Below are 23,019 nucleotides of genomic sequence, written 5' to 3'. Positions count from 1 at the left end.
TCAATGCCGGATCACACAATGGCGAGTTGATAGAGGGTGCGCATGTGAAGCACGTCGGGGATCGCCCGGTGCAAACGCGGCGCGGTGCGGTCGGCTTCAGCGATGCAACGGTCAACCATTTCCGGCGCAGCGCCATGAAAGATCGAGGAGAAATCGCTCACTACAAATCGCTGCCGGGCCTTCGCGGCCTGAAACAGACGATAGAGCCAGAAACCATCCCAGTCGGGCGCGTCGGAAAACACGACCTTCCCGGCAAGCGCCGCGTTCAGCTTCTCGCAAACCTCGCCGGGAGAAAGGCCTTCATGTTGAAGCGCGTCATAAGCAACGCCGTGCAACGCTTCCGCCTGCTCATCCCAGTCGTCGAGAGACCAGGACGCATCGGGCTGGATCAGCATCGCCTGAGGCGCGCCGCTGGCGAAACACCAGCCGACTTCAATCGGCCAGGAACGCGCGGACAGCCCGGAGGCTTCCAGATCGATGAAGGCAACGTCTTTCAATTGGCGTACGGACACATCAAATTAGACAAAACGAACGGACCCCGGCGGCCGGGAAACATGACCTGTTGCACGGCCCGCCACAAACAACAATCGCCTTGATTTCTTGTTACACTACAAAGGGTTATGAATGCCGACGATCCTCTCCGTGGAGACTCCGGGACGAAACGCCGTCGATGTCACGAGGCAAGTGGAGGCAGTGATCGCCGCGTCGCCAGCCGCTGGCGGGATCGCCCATCTCTTTATTCAGCATACCTCCGCATCGCTCACCATTCAGGAAAACGCCGACCCGGATGTGATGCGCGACCTGATCGACTGGCTCGACAGCGTCGCGCCTGAAAACGGCCCCTACCGCCATGACGCCGAAGGCCCGGACGACATGCCGGCGCATCTGAAGTCGGCCATGACCGCAACCTCGCTTTCCATTCCGTTTGCAGACGGACGATTGCTTTTGGGAACCTGGCAGGGAATTTATCTGCTCGAACACCGTCGCGCGCCGCAACAGCGGCGCATCGTCATGACGGTGATTGAAGGGGTTTAGTGGCGAACAGCGCCCTTGGGACGAAAGACGCCGCTTTCAGGGTCCTGTTCATAGTCGATGACCTCGCCGGTCTTCGACGACGCCGACTTTCGCATCTCGTCAATCGCTTTACGAAGCGGCCGTGTGCGCCGCTCGGCCAAGCGAAAGAGCGCGACCGCGCCCGCTGCGGCCGCAACCGTGGCGACAAGAGTGGTGACTGCGCTCATTGACGAATCTCCCGTCCTGTTTGTCCGGCCCTAAAGACCGAACCGCGCCCATAACGCCCTGCGCTCGCCCGCCGCCAGCATGTCATCGGCATCGATGAGCGCCGGTGTTTCAAACCAGGAGGCGCCGGCTTCACCCCCCATCAGCCTTTTCAGGAGGGAGCCGCTTTCGGGCGAGATGCGCTTGACCTTAACATCTTTTCCGTAGCGGTCGCGCAGAAAATCGCCGAGTTGAGCGGTTCCGTCGACCAAACCCTTTTCCGCCGCTGTTGCGCCGGTCCAGAACCGTCCCGAAAAGAGATCGGGATCGCTGGAGAGCTTGTCGCCGCGCCGCGCCTTCACCAGGGCGATGAACTGCTCATGGAGTTCGGCGAGCATGGTCTCCAATCGCGCCACGTCTTCCGGATCTTCGGGCTTGAAGGGATCAAGCGTCGATTTGTTTTCGCCCGCCGTATAGACGCGCCGCTCAACCCCGAGCTTCTTGATCGCTTCGGGAAAGCCGAACCCCCCGGAAATAACGCCGATAGAACCCACAATGGAGCTTTCGTCTGCGTAAATTTCATCCGCCGCAATAGCGAGAATATAGCCGCCAGACGCGCCCACATCCTCCACAAAGGCGAGGACGGGGATGTCTTTTTCCTTCGCCAGGCGGCGGATCGCGCTCATGATAAGACGCGACTGAACGGGCGAGCCGCCAGGCGAATTGATCGCCAGCGCCACGGCTTTCAGACTGCCCGGCTTGAAAGCCGTCTCGATTGCTTTTTCCAGTTTTTTAAATGTCAGCCCTTTGCGTCCGGCGCCCATTTCGCCAATGACGCCGTTAAGCTCAATCACGGTTACGAGAGGCGGGGATTCCCCGACAAACGGAAGCTTCATCCAGAGATTTTTGACGGATTCAAGAAGGAGAGGCATCGGCTGCAAGTAAGGTAAAAGCCAAAGCTTTTCAATGCATCTGCGCTGAGCGTGTTCTCTCAACAGGACAGCAGGGCGCCGCCGAAAGGCCGCAGCCCGCAGCGCTTGACCGGCGCAGCCCCAGCGACCAATCTGCGAGCCCATTGCAACAAGGCGAAAGGCGACATCTTGGGACTGGCCGCGACAGCAAGCGAAACCATCGCCGCGAAACGCGCGCCGGAATTCCTGTCCGCGGTTGACCGCCTGCGCGCGCTGACGGACGCCGATCTTAAGGCCGTGAACCGGGAAATCCTGCGCCGCCTCGATTCGCCGGTGACAATGATCCCGGAATTGGCCGGCCATCTGATCAACGCCGGGGGCAAGCGGCTGCGGCCCATGCTCACCCTCGCCTCCGCGGGCGTCTTTTCCTATGACGGCGACGATCATGTGAAGCTCGCCGCCTCCGTCGAGCTCATTCACGGCGCCACGCTATTGCATGACGATGTGGTCGACGGGTCGGCGCTGCGCCGCGGCGCCTCCACCGCCAACATCATCTGGGGCAACAAGGAAAGCGTTCTCGTCGGCGACTTCATTTTTTCGCGGGCGTTCGAGCTGATGGTAGAGGCGAAAAATCTCGGCGTCTTGCGCGCGCTCTCCCATGCCTCAGGCGTCATCGCCGAAGGCGAAGTGCTGCAACTGACGACGCAGAAGAATATCGCCGCCACCTTTGAAACCTATATCAATGTGGTGAAGGCGAAGACAGCGGCGCTGTTCGCCGCCGCGACGGAAGTCGGCGCGATGATCTCCGGCTGCGGCGCACAGGAAGAAGCCGCCATGCGCCGCTTTGGCGATCATTTCGGCGTCGCCTATCAGCTCATCGACGACGCCCTTGATTATTCCGGTTTCGAATTCGCGCTCGGCAAAACGGTCGGCGACGATTTCCGCGAAGGCAAGATGACGGCGCCCGTGGTCTTCGCCATCGCCCGCGCGCGCGATGAAGAAAAACCTTTCTGGCGCAGGGTCATCGCTGAAGGCCGCCAGGAAAAGGGCGATTTTGAACAAGCGCGCGAACTGATGGAGCGCGACGGCGCGCTTGAAGACACGATCGAATGCGCCCGCTCCTATACTCAAAAAGCGCTCGATGCGCTCGCCGAGGCGCCGCAGAACGATTTCACGCAAGCGCTCGCCGATCTTGTCGAAACCTCGACCGCGCGCGGCGCCTGAAACATCTTCATTCAGCCGCGGATAGCGAAGCGTCGGGCTCTGCTGTCGCCAGCAATCCGGCGCGCATCGCCCGCCGGGAAAGCGCGACCGCGCCAATCATGAAAATCAGCGAGAGCACTAGCGGCGTCATCCAGTGCAGCGTCACAGGCTGTGTGAGCATCAAAATCGCCGCCGCTGACGACAGGCTGATCAGCGACATATAGATGATGGCGACGCGCGCATGGGATGCGCCAAGGCGCATCATCAACTGGTAAAAATGCTCGCGATGAGCCTGGAGAACATTCTGTTTGCGCAAGGAGCGCGAGACCAGCGTCCAGGCGACGTCGAACAGGAAGGGCAAAAAGATCACCGGGATCACAAGCGCGCTGAGACGGCCGTCCGTCCAGTTGACGCCAAGCACCGCGAAGGCCGCAATGAAAAAGCCCAGCGCCTGACTGCCATTATCGCCCATGAAGAGTTTGCCGCGCAGAAGATTTTCCGGCAGAAACGCCGCCGCCGACAAGGCGAGCAAGAGCGCCGCCACGGCAAGCGCCGGCGCGCCCGAAAAGCTCGCAATGATCGCGAACCAGGCAAGGCCCACCGCCGCTGCGCCGCCGGCCATCCCATTGGCGCCGTCCATGAAATTAAAAGCGTTCATGAAGCCCACGATCCAGATGATCGTGAGCGGCGCGCTCGCCGCCGCCGGAATGGCGACCTCGCCAAACCAGGGAAGGGGGAGGGATTGGAGCGGCGCAAAGAGAACAGTAAAGAGCGCGGCGATCGCCACCTGCCCCAACAGTTTCCAGACCGGCGAAAAGGTCAGGCGATCGTCTGCGTAGCCGAGACCGAAGGCGAGCACGCCGCAGACCGCCAGCCTGGCGATCTTGCCGGCGGCGTCCACATCGCCCGCAAAGGCCGAGATGACAAACGCGCCGGCCATCCAGCCGGCCATTATCGCCGCCCCGCCATTACGCGGCGTTGCATTGGTGTGGCTTGAACGCTCATTTGGGTGATCGAGCACGCGCCGCGCATGCGCCGCATAAAGACAGGCGCAATAAGTGACGGCGACAGTGACCGCGCCTGCGCAAGCGAAAATGAAAGGTTCGATCAGCATGAAGATCCGCCGCTTTTCCCGGCGCAAAACCTAGACCATCATCCCTCATTTCGAAAGCGCTCATGCTGGTCTAGGTGGTTGTTTATCGCAGCTTTTTACGAAAATCCGCTGACGCTTTTTCAACCGCTACACGGGCGCACATGCAGCGCCGACGCCATGGCCCAGTAGCCGCGCGCTTTCGCCGCCTGCGCCGCGCGCGCCGCCGCCGGCGCCGATGCAAACAACGCAAAGCAAGTGGCGCCAGAGCCCGACATGCGCGCCGCAATGGCGCCCGGCGCCGCCGCCAGCCCATCGATCACCTCACGGATGACCGGCGCCTTTTCGATGGCGAAAGCTTCAAGATCATTACGCGTCGCGCGCATCGCCTGGTCCAGTTGCGTGTAATTCGCCGCCCTGAAATTCGCGAGACAGGGATGCGCGGGCGTGAGGTGCGCCTTGTCAAAAGCGCGAAAGATGGGGCCTGTCGGCATTTCCACACGGGGATTGACGAGCGCGATCCACAAAGGCGGCAGAACCGGACCTTTTTCGATGCGCTCGCCGGCGCCGGAAACATTCACCGGCGCTTCGGCGAGACAGGCGGGAACATCCGCGCCCAGACGGAAGGCGAGACGCGCCAGCGCCGCGTCACCGATATCGGCGTTCCAGAGTTTTGTCAGCGCCCGGAGCGCTGCGGCCGCATCGGCCGAGCCGCCGCCGACACCGGCCGCCACGGGAAGATTTTTTTCCAGCGTGATCGCGGCGCCCGCCTCAACGCCCGCCTCACTCGCGAGCATCTCCGCCGCACGATAGACGAGGTTTTTTTTGGGCGGCAGGTCTTTCAGGAGCGGCGCATAAGGCCCCGTTACCGCCAGCGACAAGGATGTCGCCGGCTCGACGCGAATGACGTCGCCGTCATGGGCAAAGACAAAAAGGCTTGCAAGATCGTGCAGCCCGTCGCGGCGAACGGGCCCGATATGAAGATAGAGATTGATCTTGGCGGGCGCGGCGAGAGCAATCATGCTCCATTTTCCGGTAAGTCGGCTTCCGGCAAACCGTCCCTTATTTTTTCTTCAATGCTCTTTTTCAATGTCGGTGTGGGCTCAAGCTCAAGCACGCGGCGCCATTCATAACGCGCTTCAATCTTGCGGCCGAGGCGCCAGTAAACATCGCCGAGATGATCCGTAATCGTCGGGTCGGCGGGCTCCAGCGAAGCGGCGTGCTCAAGATGGCCAACCGCTTCCTCGTAATCCCCCAGCTGATAATGGGCCCAGCCAAGACTGTCGATATAAGCGCCGGAATTGGGTTCAAGCGCCACTGCTTTTTCGATGAGGTCAAAAGCCTCGTCAAGATTCTCGCCGCGCTCGGCCCAGGAGTAACCGAGATAGTTGAGCGCCGCCGCCTCCTCGGGCGCAATTTCCACCGCGCGTTTCAAATCGGTTTCGGCCGCGGGCCAGTCTTCCAGAATCAAGAGCGACGCGGCGCGCCCGACCAGGAACCGCCATGCATCGACATGCGGATCTTCAGGCAAGGCGTCGATGAGCTTTGTATATTCGCGCACAGCACCGGAATGATCGCCCTCGCTGGCGAGAAGATTGGCGTAGGTGAACCGCCCTTCAGGTGAGCTTTCCGAATTCGCCAGCGCCCGCAGGAGGCGTTTTGCTTCCCGCTCCTTGCCCTGGGCGATCAATCCGCCTGCAACCTCGATTTGCGCCTGTTCGTAAAAGGCGGAGGTTTTCGGAATGTCGCGCAGGATGGCGATGGCTTTTTGATTGTCGCCATAGGCGTTCAGAATGGAGCCCGCCAGACGCTGCGCATGATCGAATTCAGGGGCGAGATAAAGCGCGATGCGCGTGAAGGCGAGCGGCATGTCGTAATTGGCGTCGCCGACCCGGAACCCGGCTTTTTCCGCCGCGTCGCGCTGTTCAATCGTTTGCTGCAACACTGCCGAGCCAAAGATGTATAGCGCGACCGAGGCGCCTTTCTGCGGCGTCACATCGGCCCAGGCCGTATCGACTTTGCCCGCGTCGAGACGTTTAAGGCCGCTTTCCGCAACCTGACGGTCCGGCCCCGGATATTGCGCCAGTAACTCATAATGGTTCCGCGCGCCGTCGAGATCGCCCGAGCGCTCAAGGAACGAGCCATAAGCGTCGCGGGCGACAATGCCGCCATAAGCCATGAGCGCCAACTGATAGGCGGTGCGCGCTTCATCGACGAGCCCGGCGTTCTCAAACAAAAACGCCTGATGCAAGGGGTGAAAGCCGCGGAAGGTTTCGCCGTTTTTCGCCGCCAGCGCTTTCAGCGCGGGTTCCGGCCCCTCTTCACCGGCGATCGCCCAAGCATCGAGAATGATCATCGCTGCGGCAAAATATTCAACCTCCGCATCCGCCGCGAGCGCCGCCCGCGCGCCGAGATAGTTTTTGTTTTTCAGGGCGTGCGCCGCCTCGACCAGGCGCGCCAGATCGTCATCTTCCATGTCGTCATTGGAGAGAATTTTCGGCGCAAGCGCCGCCGCCGCGTCAATATCGCCTGATGCGACCTGAAAGAAAAACGCGCCGCGGAGAATCTCATCCGTATTGGAGCCGCCGGTCTCAACATCGCCGAACGCTTCCGCCGCAACACCGACATTGTTGCTGCGCGCCGCGATCCGCCCTGTCAGATAATCACCGACAACCGTCGCTTCATTGGGCGACGTCGCACAGCCGGCGAGGGCGAGACCGATGGCGAAAACACTAAACAGACTTCTGCGCGGCACTAAGGGCGCTCCTTACATATTCGGATAGTTAGGCCCGCCGCCGCCTTCCGGCGTCGTCCAGACAATGTTCTGCGACGGATCCTTGATGTCGCAGGTCTTACAGTGAACGCAGTTCTGGGCATTGATCTGAAACTGCGGATCGGCGCCGCCTTCCCCACTCACCACTTCATAAACGCCGGCCGGACAATAACGCTGCGCAGGCTCGGCATAGACCGGCAGATTAACGCCGATGGGGATTGAAGGATCTTTAAGTTTGAGATGCGAAGGCTGATCTTCTTCATGATTGGTGGCTGAAAAGGCGACATTTGTGAGCCGGTCGAAGGTCACGGCGCCGTCAGGGCGCGGATAGGCCACGGGCTTGTGCTTGGCCGCCGGCTCCGTCGCGGCCGCATCGGTTTTTCCGTGCTTCATTGTGCCGAAAAAGGACAGGCCCGGCACGATTGAATTCATCCACAATTCAAGCCCGCCCAGCGCAATGGCGCCGATGCGTGTGCCGAATGTCGACCATAAGGGCTTCACATTGCGCGCCTTGAAGAGTTCGCGCTTGACCCCGGAGCCGTGATAGGCGGCCTCATAGGCGTCGAGCGTGTCGCCTTCGCGGCCGGCGCTCACCGCCTCAAAGGCTGCGTCCGCCGCCATCATGCCGGTCAGCATGGCGTTGTGATTGCCCTTGATGCGCGGGACGTTCACGAAGCCCGCCGAACACCCGATCAGGGCGCCGCCCGGAAAGGCAAGCTTCGGCACTGATTGATAACCGCCTTCGGTGATTGCGCGCGACCCATAGGCGATGCGCTTGCCGCCCTCGAGAAGCTCCGCGATTTCCGGATGGGTCTTGAATTTCTGAAACTCCCCATACGGATAAAGATAGGGGTTCTTGTAGTTCAGATGCACGACGAAACCGAGCGCGATGGTGTTGTCGTTATAATGATAGAGGAAAGACCCGCCGCCGGTGTCGTCTTTCAAAGGCCAGCCGAAAGTGTGCTGCACATGGCCGGGGCGCGATTTTTCCGGCGCGATCTCCCAGAGTTCTTTCAGACCAATGCCGTATTTCTGGGGATCGCTATTCTCGTCAAGCTTGAAATTCGCAATCAGCTGTTTCGCCAGCGACCCGCGCACCCCTTCACCGATCAGCACATATTTGCCGACCAGCTCCATGCCGGGCTCATAGGAGTCTTTTTTCTCGCCGTCCTTGCCGATCCCCATTTCGCCGACGACAACGCCGCGCACGGATCCGTCTTCGCGGTAAAGCACCTGCGACGCGGCCATGCCGGGATAAATTTCAACGCCCATGCCTTCGGCCTGTTCGGCGAGCCAGCGGCAGACATTGCCCATGGAGACGATGTAACAGCCATGGTTTTTGACCATGTCGGGCATGCCCCAGACGGGAAGCGATAAAGACCCGCTGCCGCCAAAAATTTTAAAGCTTTCCGACGCAACAGGCGTATCGATGGGCGAGCCCATATCGCGCCAATCGGGCAGCAGCGCATCAAGACCGGACGGATCAAGGACGGCGCCGGACAGAATATGCGCGCCGACTTCAGAGCCTTTTTCAACGACCACCACATTGATGTCGCCGCCGGCTTCGGCCGCACGCTGTTTCAGGCGAATGGCGGCGGAAAGGCCCGCAGGGCCCGCCCCGACAATCACCACATCGAATTCCATCGCTTCCCGTTCGGGCGCTTCTTGTGTCATTGCGTCTTCTCTTTTTCGCTGCCGCGCGGTTTAGTCCCCGCGTTGAGGTCATGCGGTTTTGGCAAAAATCACCGGGAAAAGCCACGTCACAGCGCATTGTTTTCCAAAGGATCCCTATGAGCTTTGAGATCGCCGCCCTTCTGTGCGCCGCTTTTGTCGCGCTGCTGCTGTTCGCAGAGCATCGCGGCGACGCCCGCCTGCGGTGGATCGCCAAGCCTGCGGCCTCGCTCGCATTTGTCCTGGCGGGCCTTGCCGGCGGCGCCTTCGAGAGCGCTTATGGGCTGTGGGTTCTGGCGGCGCTGGTCTTGTGCATGGCGGGCGACATCCTCCTCATTCCAGCTGGGGAAAAAACCTTCCTCGCAGGGATGGGCGCTTTCGCCGCCGGGCACGCCGCTTATATCGGCGCGTTTTTGTCGGGCGGCGCCGATCTGACCCCGCTTTTTTCCGCCGGCGCGGCGGGCATGACGGTCTTCGCCGCCCTCTCCCTGCGCTGGCTATGGCCGCACCTCGGGGCGTTTCGAGGCCCGGTCGCCGGCTACACCGCCATCATCGCCGTGATGGTCGCGACGAGTTTCCTCGCCGCGCCGCCCGCCCGTCCCACGCCCAGCCTTCTGGTCATCGCCGGCGCCGTGGGATTCGCGATTTCAGACCTTGCAGTCGCCCGGGACAAATTCGTCGCGCAGGGCTTTATCAACAGGGTGTGGGGCCTTCCGCTTTACTATGGGGCGCAATTGATGCTCGCGGCTTCTGTTTGAGACCTTCCTGCTGCTAGACTGCATCCATGGTGGAAGCTTCCGAGACAGAAACGGCCCGCGCCCTGTTGCGCTGGTATGCGGAGATGGGCGTCGATGAGGCGGTCGGCTCCGCGCCCGCCGATCTTTACAGCTGGGCCCGGACCGATCCGGCAGCGGCGCCGCGGATTGAAAATATGCGCAGAGCTGAGCGCCCTGCAGAGCCGCTCCCCGCCGCCGAGCCCGAAACCGTTTCCACCGACGAGGCGATCAAGGCCGCCGAAGCCGCCGCCGCCGCTTGCGACAGTTTCGAAGCCCTCGAAGCCGCCGTGAAAGCCTTTGAAGGATGTTCCTTGAAGGCCGGGACGAAGAACACGGTCTTCGCAGACGGCGTGCCGGGCGCCGACCTCCTCGTCATTGGCGAGGCGCCGGGCCGGGATGAAGACCGTCTCGGCAAGCCCTTTGTCGGCCGGGCGGGTCAGCTCCTTGACCGGATGCTGGCCGCCATTGGCCGCGACCGCGCCTCTAACACACTGATTTCTAATGTTATTTTCTGGCGTCCGCCGGCCAACCGGACGCCAACGGCGCTTGAAACCGCCGTCTGCCGGCCTTTTGTCGACCGCCTGATCGAGCTGACCGACCCCAAGGCCGTGCTGATCGCCGGGGGCGCGCCCCTGCAAGCGCTTCTCGGCGTCACAGGCATCATGCGCGCGCGGGGCGTCTGGCGGGAGATCGAGACGGCCGGCGGCAAGCGCTATCCGGCCCTGCCCACCTATCACCCGGCCTTTTTGCTGCGACAGCCTGCGGGCAAGCGCCTCGCCTGGGCCGATCTTCAGTCCCTCGACGCTAAGTTAAAGGACCATTAACCGACATTACCATATTCTTAGGTGTAAAGTTTGGGGCGTTGGGATCATTTCCCTTTTTTCACTTCCGGCGGCGATAATGCCGTCATCGGGTCCCGCAAAAGCGGGCGAAAGGAAGAATTGACTTATGGCGGCTGTTCGCTGGTTTTCGCTGTTTATTGTGTTCGCTGCGCAAAGCGCCGCAGCGGCGACCGCTGACACAACCCAACAGGCCGATCCTGCGGCGATCCCCGCCGCCGCGCTTTCCGAAGCCCTCAATATCCGTGTACTGAGCGACGCCGATGCAGCGCTCTACGAGGCAATCTTTGCCTTGCAGGAAGATGGGCGCTGGAAAGAAGCAGACGCCAAAATCGCCGCGCTCGAAAACGACATCCTGATGGGCTATGTGCAATATCAGCGCTACATGCACCCCACCGCTTATCGTTCGAGCTTTGGCGAATTGAAGCGCTGGATGGCCTATTACGCCGATCATCCGGAGGCGGATAAAATCTATTCGCTGGCGCGCAAACGCCAGCCGCGCGGCCAGTCCTCTCCCATCCGCCCGATCTCGCGGAAATGGCGCTCGGCGCCTGAAAAGGAGCTCCATCCTGATCTTGAAGAAGATTATGACAGGAAGAGCCGCCCCAATGTGCGCCGGATCGAAGGCCGCGTGCGCTATCTTTCAAACAAGGAGCGCGCGCTTGAGGCCCGGCGCGAGATCGACGGACATTTAAGACGCGGCACGATCACCGAGCGCCAATATGACCGCATGAGCTCCTGGATTGCGGCGAGCCTTTACTATCAGGGCTATATCGACGCCGCCGCGGAAATCTCTGGCGCTGCGGCGGCGCGCAATGGCGACAGCGCTGTTCTGGCGTACTGGATCTCCGGATTGATCAAATACCGCCAGGGCGACATCGCCGGCGCCCATAACCAGTTCCGCGCCATGGCCGCCATTCCCTATCAGGAAGACTCACTGCGATCCGCCGCGGGTTTCTGGGCCGCGCGCACCGCGCTCGCCGCCGGCGCCGCCGCAGAGGTGACGCCCAATCTCGAAATCGCCGCCGATTATCCCTTCACCTTCTATGGACAGCTCGCCCTCGCCCAGCTTGGCCGCACCTATGATTACAACTGGAATGCGCCGGAGCTGACGCAGGATCAATTTGACGACCTTCTCGAAGACCAGCCGCGCATCCGCCGCGCCATCGCCCTAAAGGAAGCCGGGCAGACCAGCGAAGCCGATCTGGAGCTGCGCTGGGCCAACGGCGCCATCGACGAAGATGAGACGCCGCAATTGCTGGCGCTCGCCATCGCGCTCGACCTGCCCGCCGCGCAAGTCGACATCGCGCTGTCCGATGACAATCCCGACCTTCAGGCAGGTCTTTTCCCGGTGCCGCATTACGCGCCGGAGAATGGCTTTAAAGTCGACCGCGCGCTGCTTTATGCGCTGATGCGCCAGGAATCGAAATTCAAGACTGACGCCACAAGCCGCGTCGGCGCCCGCGGCCTGATGCAGCTGATGCCGCGCACGGCGAGCTATATCGCGGGCGACCGGTCCTTGCGGTACCGCTCGGGCCGCGAGCGGCTTTACGACCCCGCCTATAATATGGAGCTTGGCCAGAATTATGTGGATCATCTGATGACCCGCTCCACGGATGGCGATCTCTTCCACATGGCTGTCGCCTATAATGGCGGGCCGGGTAATTTGCGCCGCTGGAAGCGCGACGTGGCGATCGAAGACCCGCTGCTTTTCATTGAGAGCATTCCGAACCGCGAAAGCCGCAACTTCGTGGAAATCGTGCTGACGAATTTCTGGGTCTACCGCGCTCGCCTCGGTCAACCGGCGCCGTCCCGCGAGAAGGTGGCCGCCGGTGAGTTGCCGCTTTACGAAGCGATCGACCAGATTGCAGCTCAAAGCGAGTAAACGCGCCGTCAGGCCGCGACAAATGAATGCCCGGCCATGCCCAGCATGAAACCGACGACGGCGCCCATGGACGGGTACCAGGCGCGCTCCAATTGCGCCTGGGGCGCCACATCCCGGAACACCAGATAGACGATGCCGCCGGCGCAAAAGGTCATGATCGACCCGAGCAGCACATGGTCGGGATGAAAGACGAGATAGCCGAAAAAGCCCCAGCCGACCCCCGATAACGCCGCCAGCGAAATCACGGCGAGCGCATGTTTGGCCAGTCCCTTATCGCCGCCCTTGTGTGTGATTTCACGATAGGCGTTGAAGGCTTCAGGAATATTCTGCGCTGCAATGATCAGGGTCAGGAATAAGGCCTCTCCATAATTTCTGGAAATCACAGCGCCGACGACAATCGCCTCCGGCACGAAGTCGAGCAGCATCGCCAGTAATTGCGACAGCGGCGTGCCGCGATTGGCGAAGTAGCGGTCACAGAGGAGGAATGCGAGCGCGCCGGCGCCGAAGCTTGCAAGAGACGCCCAGGCCGGCTGCAACGCCATGCCTTTTGGCACCAGAACAAGCGACACCGCCGCCAACAGAGCGCCGCCCCCGAAGGCGATAACGCCATGACGCCATTCCGAACGCATCCAGTTCGGGTGAATGCGCTCCCAACGCCCGAGCACGCCGCCCGCTATCGCAGAAAAAGCTGCGATCAGGAGGAGGATGAGAAGCTTGATCTCCATAGGCGTGAAGCTTTACAGCATGATTCATTTTTTTGCGCGCAAGCAAGACGCTGGCGGACATCAGCTTGGGGAAATGCTAGACTTGGCCGGGTCTTTTGCAGGCCGCTGATGAGCCGGAGATTTCACCATGACCAAATCCATCGACGCCGAAGGCGGATGTCTCTGCGGCGCCATCCGCTACCGTGTTTCCGGCGTAATTGAGGAAAGCGGCTATTGTCATTGTCGCACCTGTCAGCGCCAGTCCGGCGCTCCGGCGGTCGCCTGGTTCGCGCTGGCGCCTGAAGGGTTTTCGTATCTTGAAGGCGCGCCGAAAACCCATCGCGCCTCAGATCATGCAGGCCGGGAGTTTTGCGGCGATTGCGGAAGCTATCTTGTGTTCCGCGAGGATGATGTGTCGCAAACGCTGGGAGTCAATACAGCGACGCTTGACGATCCCGCCCTGTCTCCGCCCGATTTTCATATCTATTGCGAAGACCGCATCGCGTGGTTCAACACCGATGACAGCCTGCCGCGCTTTGATCAGGGCCGCGCGGAATAACGGGCTTCGTTTCCAACTGCCGCGCCGATACAAGAATTAGCGTTAGCGTTTAAGGCGATGGGCCAGCGAGCGCTTATTGCGTGCTCATGATCGACATGATCGCGGGGCCGAGAATCACCGCAAACAGCACCGGCAGGAAGAAGCCGATCATCGGCACGGTGAGTTTCGGCGGCAGGGCGGCGGCTTTCTTCTCCGCTTCCTGCATCCTCAAATCCCGGCTTTCTTTCGCCATAACACGCAAGGACTGCCCCAGGGGCGTACCGTATTTTTCCGACTGGACAAGCGCTGTAACAACGCCCTTCACCGAGTCGAGACCGGTGCGTTCGGCAAGGTTCACATAAGCCTGTTTGCGTTCCTGAAGGTAGGAAAGCTCCGCCGTGGTGAGGCCAAGTTCTTCAGCAAGCTCCGGACAGTTCGGGCCCACTTCGTCGCCGACTTTCTGGAACGCCGCTTCGATGGACATGCCCGCTTCCACACAGATCAGGAGAAGGTCAAGCGCATCGGGCCATGCTTCCTGAATGCTTTGCTGACGTTTGGAGACCGCATTCGAGATATAGATGCTCGGCAGGTAAAAGCCGACGCAAAAGCCGCCGAAGGTCGCCATCAACTTGCCGAAGCTGTCCAGTTCGAACCCGTCCAGAAGATAGACATATACGCCGGCAATGATCGCCACAACAAAAGGCAGGCCCAGACGCGCGGTCATAAATGTGAAGACCGGGCCCTGGCCGCGATAGCCGGCCATCATCAGTTTCTTGCGCGCGGACTCGGCGTCGAAAACCTCAAGCAGTTTGAGGCTTTCCACCAGATCCTTCACAGCGCCTTGCGGCGAAGTGTTGCGCAGGCCCTTGGTCTTTTTCGCCAGCGCTTCGCGTTGTTGCTTGCGCAGGTTATCCCGATAATTGCCAACCGATTTCATGCGCTCCTTGAGCTTGTCTTTGACAAGCAGGGGTTCAAGCACGGTGTAAAGCGTCGCCACCGCCGCCAGCGAGACAAGCGCGGCGATCTGGAAGTTCCGATCCGTGACGGCGTTGATGATGGCTTCCATGACGGTCTCTAAACCTTAATCTGAGTCATCTTCTTCATCACGATGACGCCGGTGCCCATCCACAGGCCGGCGCCGATCAAGATGAAATTACCGACCTTCTCTGTGAAGAGCGGCGTCAGGTAATCCGGCGACGAAAGTTGAACGGCGCCTGCGACAAGGAACGGCAGTGAGCCGATAATCCAGGCCGACGCCTTCGCTTCAGACGACAGGGCCTTGATCTTGCCTTCCATGAGCTTGCGGGAACGCAGCACATTCGCAAGGTTGCCCAGCGCTTCCGCGAGGTTGCCGCCTGTCTTTTGCTGGATCATCAACACGATGCCGAAAAAGTTCACTTCCTGCAGCGGCATCCGCTCATACATGCGCTCAAGCGCCTGATCGAGCGACAGACCGACGCGAATGCCCTCGACCAGCATGTGAAATTCATCGCTGACGGGACGTGGCGCCTCGCGCGCAATGATCTTGAGACACTCATTGACCGGCAGACCCGATTTCACACCGCGGACGATAACGTCGATCGCATTGGAGAATTCATCAACGAACTTCTTCTGGCGGCGGGTGCGCAGAAAGTTCAAGACCCAGCGCGGGAAGCCCAGACCGCCGATCGCGACCATGAGGCCGCTAATCCACATCTTTTGACCGGAAATAACGCCGACAAGACCGAACAGGAGCGCGACAACCACCGACCCGATGTAAAATTGCTTGCGCTTGATCGTAAGGCCCGCCTGTTCGAGCATCTGGTCCATCGACAGGCGTTTTTTCTTTTTCAGGTTTTTCGTTTTGTCTTCAAGCGCCGCAAGCGAGTCAGCGAGCTTTTTACGGCGCTCCTTGTTCTGCGCTTCTGCATTAACGCCGCCGCCGCGCTTCGCCGCTTTGGCAGTGTTCAGGGACGCGACACGCTTGTTCGCCTTGTCACGCTGGTTCGGCGCAAGCAGAACAAAGGCGAGCGCGCCAAACGCGACCACCCCGAGAACCAGAACAATGAGGATCTGCTGATCCATAAACCCCTACTCCGATGCGGCGTCGAGCGCGGAGGCGAGCTCCGCTTCCTTGCCGTAATACCGAGCGCGGTCCCAAAAGGCCGGGCGCGCAATGCCGGTTGATTTGTGCTTGCCGACAATCTTGCCGTCGGCGTCTTCCCCGTCCATGTCGTAGACGAACAGATCCTGCGTGATGATGGTGTCGCCCTCAGTGCCGAGCACTTCGGTGACATGCGTGATACGGCGGGAGCCGTCGCGAAGACGCGCCGCCTGCACCACGACGTCAATAGAGCCGACGATCATTTCCTTGATGGTCTTTGAGGGCAGGTTGTAGCCGCCCATGGTGATCATGGATTCAATACGCTGTAGCGCTTCACGCGGCGAGTTGGCGTGGAGCGTGCCCATGGAGCCGTCGTGGCCGGTGTTCATGGCCTGAAGCAAGTCGAACGCTTCGGGGCCGCGAACCTCGCCGACGATGATGCGTTCAGGGCGCATACGCAGACAGTTCTTCACTAGGTCGCGCATGGTGACTTCGCCTGAGCCTTCAAGGTTGGGCGGACGGGTTTCCAGGCGCACCGTGTGAGGCTGTTGCAGCTGAAGTTCGGCCGCGTCCTCGCAGGTGATGATACGTTCATCATGCTCGATAAAGCCGGTCATACAGTTCAGAAGCGTCGTTTTACCGGAGCCCGTACCGCCGGAGATCAGCGTGTTGATGCGGCAATGGCCGATAATCTCGAGGACCTTTGCGCCCTCGGGCGAGATCGAGCCGAAATTGACAAGGTCCTGAATGCGGAGCTTGTCCTTTTTAAACTTACGAATGGTGAGCGCAGCGCCGTCAATGGAAAGCGGCGGCGCAATAACGTTCACACGCGAACCGTCCGGCAAGCGCGCGTCGCAGATCGGGCTGGCTTCATCGACGCGGCGGCCGACCTGGGACACGATGCGCTGACAAATGTTCATCAGCTGCGCATTGTCGCGGAAGCGCACATTAGTAAGCTGGATTTTACCGCCGACTTCGATAAAGACGCGATTGGCGCCGTTAACCATGATATCGGCGATATCGTCGCGGGCGAGCAGCGGCTCAAGCGGGCCGTAACCGAGAACGTCGTTACAGATATCCTGCAGCAGGGATTCCTGCTCGGCGATGGACATCTGAACATTTTTGATTGAGATGATCTCGTTGACGATGTCACGGATCTCTTCCGCCGCCGCCTCGGTATCGAGCTGGGCGAGCTGCGACAGATCGATCGTGTCGATCAGCGCATTAAAGATCGTCGTCTTGGTCTGAAAATACTCGTCCGAACGTCCGCCGACCTCCACGGTGGCGGGCGCTTTGGCGGCCGGCGTCGCCACGCGCGGGGGCGCGGACGGGGCGGCTTTCGCCTCGGGCTTCGCCGCTTTCGCCGGCGGTTTTGCAACGGGCTTTTTCGGCGCTGCGGAGGACGGCGCTGGCTTCTTCGCCGCCGGCGCCGGCGTCTCCCGAGCAGGCTCAACAGGACCTGTTCTTCGTCCGAACATTACTCACCACCTTGTTTACTTCTTCTTGAACAATCCGGACAGGCTGAATTTCGGGCGCGCAACATTCGCTTCGCTGCGACCCAGAAGATGTCCCGAAAGGTCACGAACCGATTGGGCCACCTTGGACTTTGCGCCAACTTCCAGAAGCGGCGCCGCATTTGTAGCCGCCGTCCCGAAAAGCTGCGGATCCCACTGGATCACCTGCTGCGGCTCGATGCCCACATGTTCAGCGAACTGGTCAGGCTGCACCGCAGACGTTTTCGGGTCGAACTGGTTGATAATCAGCGTCGGCGAGGAATCATTCGGCCGCGCCGCGCCGAGAATATCGATCAGGTTCTTGGTGTTGCGGAACGAGGCCAGATCAGGCGTCGCCGTGATGACAATCTCGTCGGCCGTCATCAGGATGCGCTTGGACCAGGTCGTCCAGATATGGGGAACGTCAACGATGATCGTCGGCGCTGTGCCGCGCACAACGTCAAGCACCGTTTCAAACGCCTGATCGTCGAGATCGAAGTCACGATCGAGCATGGACGGCGCCGTAAACAAGCTCAGCCGGTCCGTATGTTTTTGCAAAAGACGGTCGAGCAGGACATCGTCAAGACGCTCCGGCGAGCTCAACGCCTCCACAAGACCGGCGGAGGCTTCCTGATCGAAATCGAGGCTCGTCGTGCCGAACGGCAAGTCGAGATCGAGAATGACCGTGTCACTCTTGAATTCTTCCGCCGTACACCAGCCGATATTGTGGGCGATGGTGGACGAACCGACGCCGCCGCGTGCGCCGACAAAGGCCATGGTTTTGCCGATTGGCGGCGCTGCAGGGTCCACATAAAGATCCGCGACGGTCTTGATGATCTGCAGCGGCGAGTTCGGCCGCACGATATATTCGCTGACGCCCTGACGGATCAGTTCGCGATAGAGAATGATGTCGTTGACCTGACCAATGATGACGACCTTGGTTGACGGGTCGCAGACTTCGGCCAACTCGCCGAGCTTGGCGAAAATTTCCGCGCCGCCAGCCGTCGTCTCAAGAATGATCAGGTTCGGCGTGGAAGCCGTCTGGAAATGGTCGATCGCCTTGTTGACCCCGCCCATGTGAATGGTGAGGTGCGCTTTCGACAGCCGGCGGTCCACGGACGCTTTCTCAAGCAGTTGCGTGACCCCAGGCGTTTCACAAAAAGCATGGATCGAAATACGCGGCACCGGACGGTGGTCGACGTCTTCGCCGCCAAGGTCAGTGATGTCGCCGCCATAGGTGTGCGCTTCTTCGAGCGCGCCGCCGGCGGCGCCCGCAGCAGCTTCCGCCGCCGTGACCAGCGCCCCACCCGATTCCGGAGCGGCTTCTTCTTCAGCGTCAAAGTCTTCAGCAGCAAAGTCTTCAGCAGCAAAGTCTTCCGCGCTGAAATCTTCCTCTGAATAATCCTCTGCAGCGACGCCTTCGTCAGCAAACGCATCGTCAGCGAAAGCTTCCTCTTCAAGGGCCGGCGCTTCGGCGTCCGCAACCGGTTCGTCAATGGCCGGCGCGGCGCCAAGTTCATCGTCGTCAAAGTCGGCTTCAAGTTCGTCTTCGAAGCCTTCTTCTCCAAAGACGTCATCGCCGAAATCTTCTTCGCCGAGCGCGGCAAGCTCTTCATCCGAGAGCTCTTCGTTCAGCCAGTCCGCATCGTCGCCGAAGGCGTCCGAGAAGTCCTCTTCCACGGCCTGCCCGCCGGCTGCGGGAGTGTTGTTCGCCGCAGGACCGCCGTCAGCGCCGAGGCTGGCTGCACCGTCTGCAACGCCCTCTTCGTCATCTGACGGCTGATACGCGGATTCAGCAGCGTTTTTCATCTTCATCTCCCTCGGGCTTCCCCTGGTCGCGCCCGGTCAAGTGTTATTGCGACGTCTCGGCGTTGATATTCTGGTCAACCTTTGACGACGTCATTTCGCCTGCGCGGTAGAGCTCTACAGCGCGAACGGCGAATTCACCGTCAACCGGCGCTGTTTCAGTCGGCGCAATCAAATCATGCGGATCGGCGATCATCGCCGCGTAATTGTTCATGGTTGCGCAGCCCATATTCGGGGAGCGCACATTGCGGTATTCGGTGGACTTCAGCCCCGACCAGACGCCGCACTGGCTTGGCGTCGCCACATAACGCGTGAACGACAAAATGATTTCATCATTCGAGGCTTCGCCGGTTCTGTAAGTCGCGCCATGGATCGCAGACCAGGGAACGCCGGTCTCGTTCAGCGCTTTGCGAATATCCGCCGCCGCTTCATGATCATTGCGATCATTGCCGGCGCCGGACGGCGCCGTTACTGTCAGCGGTCCATGCCCGTTTGTCAGATAGGCGTTCGCGAACGCCTTCAGGCGCGCCTTGTCCATATTGGACAGATCGCTGGTCGACACATCGCCACTGATCGTCAGGGTCATCACCTGGCTGTCGACGGCGATCGGGTGCGTTTCCGCGATGGTGAGCCCATCGTCAGGTCCGTTGAAAACGCCGCCGGCGCAAGCCGAAAGGCTCAGCGATACTGCGGAAAGAAGCGTGATTTTCAGAGTTGAAGCGTTCATGACTTTCTTTCCTATCAATCAAGAATGAAGCCCATTGGTCCCTGCAGCGAGGCTTCGTTCACGCCCGCGCCGGCCAGACCATAGGTAGAGACGATTTTGCCGAAGAGGATTGCTTCCGCATCGCTTGCGGGAACAAAACCTTTCGAGGGATCCATCAGGTTCGATTCATGCGTCGACTTCACGAGATACGGCGTCACAATGATGACAAGCTCGGACTCGTTGTTCGCATAATTGCGGCTGCGGAAAAGCTGTCCGAGCACCGGCACGTCTTTCACACCGGGAATGCCCTCAATGGTCGAGCGCATGTCTTCCTGGAGCAGACCCGCCATCACCAGGCTGCCGCCCGAAGGAAGCTCAACAACCGTATTGGCGCGGCGCACCGACAGACCGGGGATGGAAAGACCCGCCGTCGTGATCAGGTTGCCGTCATCATCGACCGTTGTGGCGCCGGGGACGAAGAACGCATTCTCTGTCGTAATTTCCGAGACCTCGGTCGAAATCTTCATATTGATCCGTCCCTTGCTCAACACCAGCGGTGTAAAGCCGAGACCGACGCCGAATTCCTTGAACTCGATCGAGATCACGCCATCATCCTGGCCCACCGGCACGGGAAATTCACCGCCCGCGAGAAAGCGCGCAGATTCACCGGAAATCGCCGTGAGGTTAGGTTCGGCGAGAATGCGGATAAGACCGGTCGATTCAAAAGCCTGAAGCGACGTGTCGAGAAGTTCGAGATCGCCTGCATTGATCTTGCGCGCCGCAAGCCCAATACCGCCCGTCGTTGCGATGGAGTTGGACGCGGCGGCCGTAACAGCGGCGTCCGAAAGCTGGAATGTGCCGGTTGCCGAAACGCCAAGTTGTTTCAGGAGCTGGCGCTGCATTTCGACAATGCGCACTTTCAGCATAACCTGTTCAGGGTCGCGCACCGCCAGAAGGTTGATGACGCTTTCCGCGTCGCCAACGAAGCGGCCAGCGAGATCAGAAGCATTTGCGGCTTCGCTGGCGGACTGAACGATTCCGCGCAGCACGACATTGTCGTTCACGGCTTCGACTTCGATCCGCGATTCCGGCATCACGCGTGCGAACAATTCGGAAAGCGCGTCCATATCGCGTTCAACAACAATTTCAAGGTTTAATATCTGACGCCCGCGCGAGTCAAAGAAGAACGCGTTTGTCTGCCCTGTCGAAAGACCGAGAAGAAAAACACGCCGCGGCGAACGCACCACCGCATCGACGACGCTTGGTTGAGACACCAGAACATCGGCCGCCGCTTCCGGCAGCTCGACAATTGCCGCTTTATCGAGCGGCAGAACAATGCTTTTCGACACGACGCTGTCGCCGCCGACGCTGATATGAACCGGCTGCGACCCACGCTGCGCGAAAGCCGGCGCGGCAAGGCCGAGCGCAGCAGCGCCGATGAGAGTCGCTGCGGCGGTTTTGGCGGCGCGCTTTGCGGCGGCGTTCATCACTGTTGCAAGCATAGTCATCTGACCCCCCTGGCCCGGTTTTGGATTACGAACGCCCATAACGAATCACACTCACATTGGATGACCGCCGGTCCGTCGCCTGAAGCTCCGTTTCCGGCTTGAAAATGCTGCGCAGAACAAGGCTCAACGACCCTGCGTCACGCGCAGATATGAAAGTTTCAGCGTCTGTCGGAGCAAGCTCCAGCGTGACGTTCGATCCCGCCACATGCGACGCTTCCGTGTTTTCAGAAAAAAGCGTGTCCACTGCGAGCACACGCACGTCTTCGAAAATGGTGCGCGCAGGCGCGGAGGAGCCGCGGCCGCCCGCCAACATGATGTCGACTTTGTCGCCTGGAAGAATAAATCCACCCGACGATGTTTCCGGCGAGACACGCATCGTCACCGCGCGCATACCCGGGGCAAGGATCGCAGCCATCAGGCTGGAAGACCCTGCGCGTACGAGCTTGGCGTTGACGATCGGTTCGCCGGTTACGATCAGCGAGCGCGCAACCGCCGTTTCCAGATCTTCACGGGCGCCTTGGTTATCTTCTGTGATAAAAGTCGGCTGAACGGCTTTTTTCGGCCATGTCACCCAGCTGGTCGCCTCTGCGCCAAGACGCTGGCCGCGCTGAATATCGCGGCTTGAGACAAGAACGCGCACGGTTTCTTCGCGAACCGGTTCGACGATCTGAACAGGCGCAATGTCCTTGTTCTGGCTCAGCATGAGGACAAACGCGCCGGCGCCCGCAATGAGAGCGACGCCAAGAATTGCAATGCGACTAACGTTCATTTCGAACCTGCCTTTTTCGTGCTTTCCATAGAGGACGCCTTGAGACTAACGTGCGACAAAGTCCTCAAAACTCTGTTAACTGATCTTGTTAACCGCCAATGACCAATTGGAAGTATGGCGTTTGCGAAAAGCTAAGAAGTCCGCCCGCTGCGATGGCTACCGCGTAGGGAAGATCCTTTTTTCGCTCATGCAATCTGATTAACCAGGGCGCGTGAGCGTAAACGGGCAGCAACGGAAACTTGCGAAACATTCCCATGACGATCGCCAAAACCAGCCCCGCCATCGCCGTATTGATCAAAAACACGCCCAAAGAAGCGAGCCCTAGCCAGGGCGCGGTCGCCGCGAACAGTTTCGCATCGCCGCCGCCGACGATTTTAAAGGCGAAAAGCGCAAAACCGAGCGCCAGCGCAGCCGCGCCGATCAGCACGCCCTCGCCAACAACGTCATAGCTGGCGCCGACAGCAAGGCCGGCCAAAGGGTAAACGCAAATTAAGACAATCGAGATCCAGTTCGGGATCTTGAATTCGTAAACGTCGTTTGCTGCGGCGATTAAAAGCGCAGCTGGAAAGACAGAAAGTAGAAGGTATGCGATCACGCCTCGCCCTCCGGCATAATATCCCGGCGGTCAAGATAGGCGCGCGCCTCTTAATGTTCCGTTAGATATAAACAAAAAAAGGAGGCCATAAGGCCTCCTTTTCTTTCGAGTGGATAACGCTTGAATTAAGCGCCATCAAGCTCGCTGGACACGTTGCTGAACGTGTTGCTGAGCGAACCGGAAACGGAACGCAGCGCAGCAATAATAGCAACGGCGATAAGAGCGGCGATCAGGCCATATTCGATGGCGGTCGCGCCGGATTCATCGGCTTTAAAACGATTGATAAGAGTTTTCATGGTCGACTCCTGCTTACTCTTCACTTGCACCGCTGAAGAGGAACTCCCCTTCAGTCTCGGGCATCTTGCCCCCAAGCTGTAAAGAAACGGTGAATAAGCTGTAATTTATGTCTGTATACTGATTATGGTTAATCCGAATTAACCATGGCGGAAAA

Annotated in this window: 23 protein-coding genes; 6 read left to right on the top strand and 17 right to left on the bottom strand. The window is 60.0% G+C overall.

The annotated features are described in order from the left end of the window. Nucleotides 1–11: 11 nt before the first annotated feature. Nucleotides 12–497, bottom strand: a complete 486-nt coding sequence (locus tag ACFC5L_RS05270; protein ID WP_375201323.1) for a hypothetical protein — start codon at nt 495–497, stop codon at nt 12–14. A 127-nt stretch (nt 498–624) separates the two neighbouring features. On the opposite strand from ACFC5L_RS05270, the gene ACFC5L_RS05265 reads away from it, so the two are divergent. Next, the gene (locus ACFC5L_RS05265) at nt 625–1,035 is read left to right on the top strand and encodes a secondary thiamine-phosphate synthase enzyme YjbQ (RefSeq protein WP_375201324.1); all 411 of its coding nucleotides are present in this window, start codon (nt 625–627) and stop codon (nt 1,033–1,035) included. On the opposite strand, the gene ACFC5L_RS05260 is transcribed toward ACFC5L_RS05265, so the two are convergent. Next, nucleotides 1,032–1,241: a hypothetical protein gene (locus tag ACFC5L_RS05260; RefSeq protein WP_375201325.1), complete on the bottom strand. Its 210-nt coding sequence runs from the start codon at nt 1,239–1,241 to the stop codon at nt 1,032–1,034. The genes ACFC5L_RS05265 and ACFC5L_RS05260 overlap by 4 nt on opposite strands. Nucleotides 1,242–1,271: 30 nt before the next feature. Next, nucleotides 1,272–2,114 carry a S49 family peptidase gene (locus ACFC5L_RS05255; RefSeq protein WP_375201326.1) on the bottom strand — a complete coding sequence of 281 codons (843 nt, stop codon included), beginning with the start codon at nt 2,112–2,114 and terminating at the stop codon, nt 1,272–1,274. A gap of 141 nt (nt 2,115–2,255) precedes the next feature. Here ACFC5L_RS05255 and ACFC5L_RS05250 point away from each other — a divergent pair, with 141 nt between their 5' ends. Then, nucleotides 2,256–3,353, top strand: coding sequence for a polyprenyl synthetase family protein (locus ACFC5L_RS05250; RefSeq protein WP_375201327.1), 1,098 nt, complete (start codon nt 2,256–2,258; stop codon nt 3,351–3,353). 7 nt (nt 3,354–3,360) lie between these two features. Here the strand turns inward: ACFC5L_RS05250 and ACFC5L_RS05245 are convergent, their stop codons facing one another. The 4 genes from ACFC5L_RS05245 to ACFC5L_RS05230 form a co-directional block, all read right to left on the bottom strand. Further along, nucleotides 3,361–4,446 carry a glycosyltransferase family 4 protein gene (locus ACFC5L_RS05245; RefSeq protein WP_375201328.1) on the bottom strand — a complete coding sequence of 362 codons (1,086 nt, stop codon included), beginning with the start codon at nt 4,444–4,446 and terminating at the stop codon, nt 3,361–3,363. Nucleotides 4,447–4,565: 119 nt separating this feature from the next. Beyond that, nucleotides 4,566–5,444, bottom strand: a complete 879-nt coding sequence (locus tag ACFC5L_RS05240; RefSeq protein WP_375201329.1) for a 4-(cytidine 5'-diphospho)-2-C-methyl-D-erythritol kinase — start codon at nt 5,442–5,444, stop codon at nt 4,566–4,568. Further along, the gene (locus ACFC5L_RS05235) at nt 5,441–7,177 is read right to left on the bottom strand and encodes a tetratricopeptide repeat protein (protein ID WP_375201330.1); all 1,737 of its coding nucleotides are present in this window, start codon (nt 7,175–7,177) and stop codon (nt 5,441–5,443) included. The genes ACFC5L_RS05240 and ACFC5L_RS05235 overlap by 4 nt, the downstream gene beginning before the upstream one ends. A gap of 12 nt (nt 7,178–7,189) precedes the next feature. Next, complete coding sequence (locus ACFC5L_RS05230) at nt 7,190–8,869, bottom strand: electron transfer flavoprotein-ubiquinone oxidoreductase (protein WP_375201331.1); 1,680 nt, start codon at nt 8,867–8,869, stop codon at nt 7,190–7,192. Between the two features lie 116 nt (nt 8,870–8,985). On the opposite strand from ACFC5L_RS05230, the gene ACFC5L_RS05225 reads away from it, so the two are divergent. The 3 genes from ACFC5L_RS05225 (at nt 8,986) to ACFC5L_RS05215 (ending at nt 12,366) form a co-directional block, all read left to right on the top strand. Continuing rightward, a complete protein-coding gene (locus tag ACFC5L_RS05225; RefSeq protein ID WP_375201332.1) occupies nt 8,986–9,624 on the top strand; it encodes a lysoplasmalogenase in 639 nt (212 codons plus the stop codon). Between the two features lie 26 nt (nt 9,625–9,650). Continuing rightward, nucleotides 9,651–10,466, top strand: coding sequence for a uracil-DNA glycosylase (locus ACFC5L_RS05220; protein ID WP_375201333.1), 816 nt, complete (start codon nt 9,651–9,653; stop codon nt 10,464–10,466). Between the two features lie 124 nt (nt 10,467–10,590). Then, the gene (locus tag ACFC5L_RS05215; RefSeq protein ID WP_375201334.1) at nt 10,591–12,366 is read left to right on the top strand and encodes a lytic transglycosylase domain-containing protein; all 1,776 of its coding nucleotides are present in this window, start codon (nt 10,591–10,593) and stop codon (nt 12,364–12,366) included. A gap of 8 nt (nt 12,367–12,374) precedes the next feature. Here the strand turns inward: ACFC5L_RS05215 and ACFC5L_RS05210 are convergent, their stop codons facing one another. Continuing rightward, the gene (locus ACFC5L_RS05210; RefSeq protein ID WP_375201335.1) at nt 12,375–13,091 is read right to left on the bottom strand and encodes a ZIP family metal transporter; all 717 of its coding nucleotides are present in this window, start codon (nt 13,089–13,091) and stop codon (nt 12,375–12,377) included. Nucleotides 13,092–13,218: 127 nt separating this feature from the next. Here ACFC5L_RS05210 and ACFC5L_RS05205 point away from each other — a divergent pair, with 127 nt between their 5' ends. After that, a complete protein-coding gene (locus ACFC5L_RS05205; RefSeq protein WP_375201336.1) occupies nt 13,219–13,629 on the top strand; it encodes a GFA family protein in 411 nt (136 codons plus the stop codon). 73 nt (nt 13,630–13,702) lie between these two features. Here the strand turns inward: ACFC5L_RS05205 and ACFC5L_RS05200 are convergent, their stop codons facing one another. The 9 genes from ACFC5L_RS05200 to ACFC5L_RS05160 form a co-directional block, all read right to left on the bottom strand. After that, nucleotides 13,703–14,674 (bottom strand): type II secretion system F family protein, encoded by a 972-nt coding sequence (locus tag ACFC5L_RS05200; RefSeq protein ID WP_375201337.1) that lies wholly within the window; start codon nt 14,672–14,674, stop codon nt 13,703–13,705. Between the two features lie 8 nt (nt 14,675–14,682). Further along, nucleotides 14,683–15,672 (bottom strand): type II secretion system F family protein, encoded by a 990-nt coding sequence (locus tag ACFC5L_RS05195; protein ID WP_375201338.1) that lies wholly within the window; start codon nt 15,670–15,672, stop codon nt 14,683–14,685. Nucleotides 15,673–15,678: 6 nt separating this feature from the next. Then, nucleotides 15,679–17,169 (bottom strand): CpaF family protein, encoded by a 1,491-nt coding sequence (locus tag ACFC5L_RS05190; protein WP_375201339.1) that lies wholly within the window; start codon nt 17,167–17,169, stop codon nt 15,679–15,681. A 15-nt stretch (nt 17,170–17,184) separates the two neighbouring features. Continuing rightward, nucleotides 17,185–18,993 carry an AAA family ATPase gene (locus tag ACFC5L_RS05185; protein ID WP_375201340.1) on the bottom strand — a complete coding sequence of 603 codons (1,809 nt, stop codon included), beginning with the start codon at nt 18,991–18,993 and terminating at the stop codon, nt 17,185–17,187. A 43-nt stretch (nt 18,994–19,036) separates the two neighbouring features. Further along, complete coding sequence (locus ACFC5L_RS05180; RefSeq protein WP_375201341.1) at nt 19,037–19,717, bottom strand: CpaD family pilus assembly protein; 681 nt, start codon at nt 19,715–19,717, stop codon at nt 19,037–19,039. A 14-nt stretch (nt 19,718–19,731) separates the two neighbouring features. Beyond that, on the bottom strand, nt 19,732–21,204 hold the full coding sequence (locus ACFC5L_RS05175) for a type II and III secretion system protein family protein (protein WP_375201342.1): 1,473 nt from the start codon (nt 21,202–21,204) through the stop codon (nt 19,732–19,734). A gap of 25 nt (nt 21,205–21,229) precedes the next feature. Continuing rightward, complete coding sequence (gene cpaB / locus ACFC5L_RS05170) at nt 21,230–21,973, bottom strand: Flp pilus assembly protein CpaB (protein WP_375201343.1); 744 nt, start codon at nt 21,971–21,973, stop codon at nt 21,230–21,232. 88 nt (nt 21,974–22,061) lie between these two features. Next, nucleotides 22,062–22,568, bottom strand: coding sequence for an A24 family peptidase (locus ACFC5L_RS05165; protein ID WP_375201344.1), 507 nt, complete (start codon nt 22,566–22,568; stop codon nt 22,062–22,064). Nucleotides 22,569–22,693: 125 nt separating this feature from the next. After that, nucleotides 22,694–22,864, bottom strand: a complete 171-nt coding sequence (locus ACFC5L_RS05160; RefSeq protein ID WP_375201345.1) for a Flp family type IVb pilin — start codon at nt 22,862–22,864, stop codon at nt 22,694–22,696. Between the last annotated feature and the right edge of the window lie 155 nt (nt 22,865–23,019).

The organism is Hyphococcus sp., assembly GCF_041986965.1.
Taxonomy (GTDB): Bacteria; Pseudomonadota; Alphaproteobacteria; order Caulobacterales; family Parvularculaceae; genus Hyphococcus.
Note: the sequence above shows the minus strand (reverse complement) of the source record. Positions and strands in the feature narration are given on the sequence as shown.

What these genes read in the sequence shown, in the direction of transcription:
- ACFC5L_RS05200 (WP_375201337.1), bottom strand. Translation starts at nt 14,674, where the DNA reads ATGGAAGCCATCATCAACGCCGTCACGGATCGGAACTTCCAGATCGCC.
- ACFC5L_RS05255 (WP_375201326.1), bottom strand. Translation starts at nt 2,114, where the DNA reads ATGAAGCTTCCGTTTGTCGGGGAATCCCCGCCTCTCGTAACCGTGATT.
- ACFC5L_RS05180 (WP_375201341.1), bottom strand. Translation starts at nt 19,717, where the DNA reads ATGAACGCTTCAACTCTGAAAATCACGCTTCTTTCCGCAGTATCGCTG.
- cpaB (WP_375201343.1), bottom strand. Translation starts at nt 21,973, where the DNA reads ATGAACGTTAGTCGCATTGCAATTCTTGGCGTCGCTCTCATTGCGGGC.
- ACFC5L_RS05190 (WP_375201339.1), bottom strand. Translation starts at nt 17,169, where the DNA reads ATGTTCGGACGAAGAACAGGTCCTGTTGAGCCTGCTCGGGAGACGCCG.
- ACFC5L_RS05210 (WP_375201335.1), bottom strand. Translation starts at nt 13,091, where the DNA reads ATGGAGATCAAGCTTCTCATCCTCCTCCTGATCGCAGCTTTTTCTGCG.
- ACFC5L_RS05260 (WP_375201325.1), bottom strand. Translation starts at nt 1,241, where the DNA reads ATGAGCGCAGTCACCACTCTTGTCGCCACGGTTGCGGCCGCAGCGGGC.
- ACFC5L_RS05245 (WP_375201328.1), bottom strand. Translation starts at nt 4,446, where the DNA reads ATGCTGATCGAACCTTTCATTTTCGCTTGCGCAGGCGCGGTCACTGTC.
- ACFC5L_RS05195 (WP_375201338.1), bottom strand. Translation starts at nt 15,672, where the DNA reads ATGGATCAGCAGATCCTCATTGTTCTGGTTCTCGGGGTGGTCGCGTTT.
- ACFC5L_RS05220 (WP_375201333.1), top strand. Translation starts at nt 9,651, where the DNA reads ATGGTGGAAGCTTCCGAGACAGAAACGGCCCGCGCCCTGTTGCGCTGG.
- ACFC5L_RS05230 (WP_375201331.1), bottom strand. Translation starts at nt 8,869, where the DNA reads ATGACACAAGAAGCGCCCGAACGGGAAGCGATGGAATTCGATGTGGTG.
- ACFC5L_RS05215 (WP_375201334.1), top strand. Translation starts at nt 10,591, where the DNA reads ATGGCGGCTGTTCGCTGGTTTTCGCTGTTTATTGTGTTCGCTGCGCAA.
- ACFC5L_RS05185 (WP_375201340.1), bottom strand. Translation starts at nt 18,993, where the DNA reads ATGAAAAACGCTGCTGAATCCGCGTATCAGCCGTCAGATGACGAAGAG.
- ACFC5L_RS05225 (WP_375201332.1), top strand. Translation starts at nt 8,986, where the DNA reads ATGAGCTTTGAGATCGCCGCCCTTCTGTGCGCCGCTTTTGTCGCGCTG.
- ACFC5L_RS05175 (WP_375201342.1), bottom strand. Translation starts at nt 21,204, where the DNA reads ATGACTATGCTTGCAACAGTGATGAACGCCGCCGCAAAGCGCGCCGCC.
- ACFC5L_RS05240 (WP_375201329.1), bottom strand. Translation starts at nt 5,444, where the DNA reads ATGATTGCTCTCGCCGCGCCCGCCAAGATCAATCTCTATCTTCATATC.
- ACFC5L_RS05205 (WP_375201336.1), top strand. Translation starts at nt 13,219, where the DNA reads ATGACCAAATCCATCGACGCCGAAGGCGGATGTCTCTGCGGCGCCATC.
- ACFC5L_RS05265 (WP_375201324.1), top strand. Translation starts at nt 625, where the DNA reads ATGCCGACGATCCTCTCCGTGGAGACTCCGGGACGAAACGCCGTCGAT.
- ACFC5L_RS05160 (WP_375201345.1), bottom strand. Translation starts at nt 22,864, where the DNA reads ATGAAAACTCTTATCAATCGTTTTAAAGCCGATGAATCCGGCGCGACC.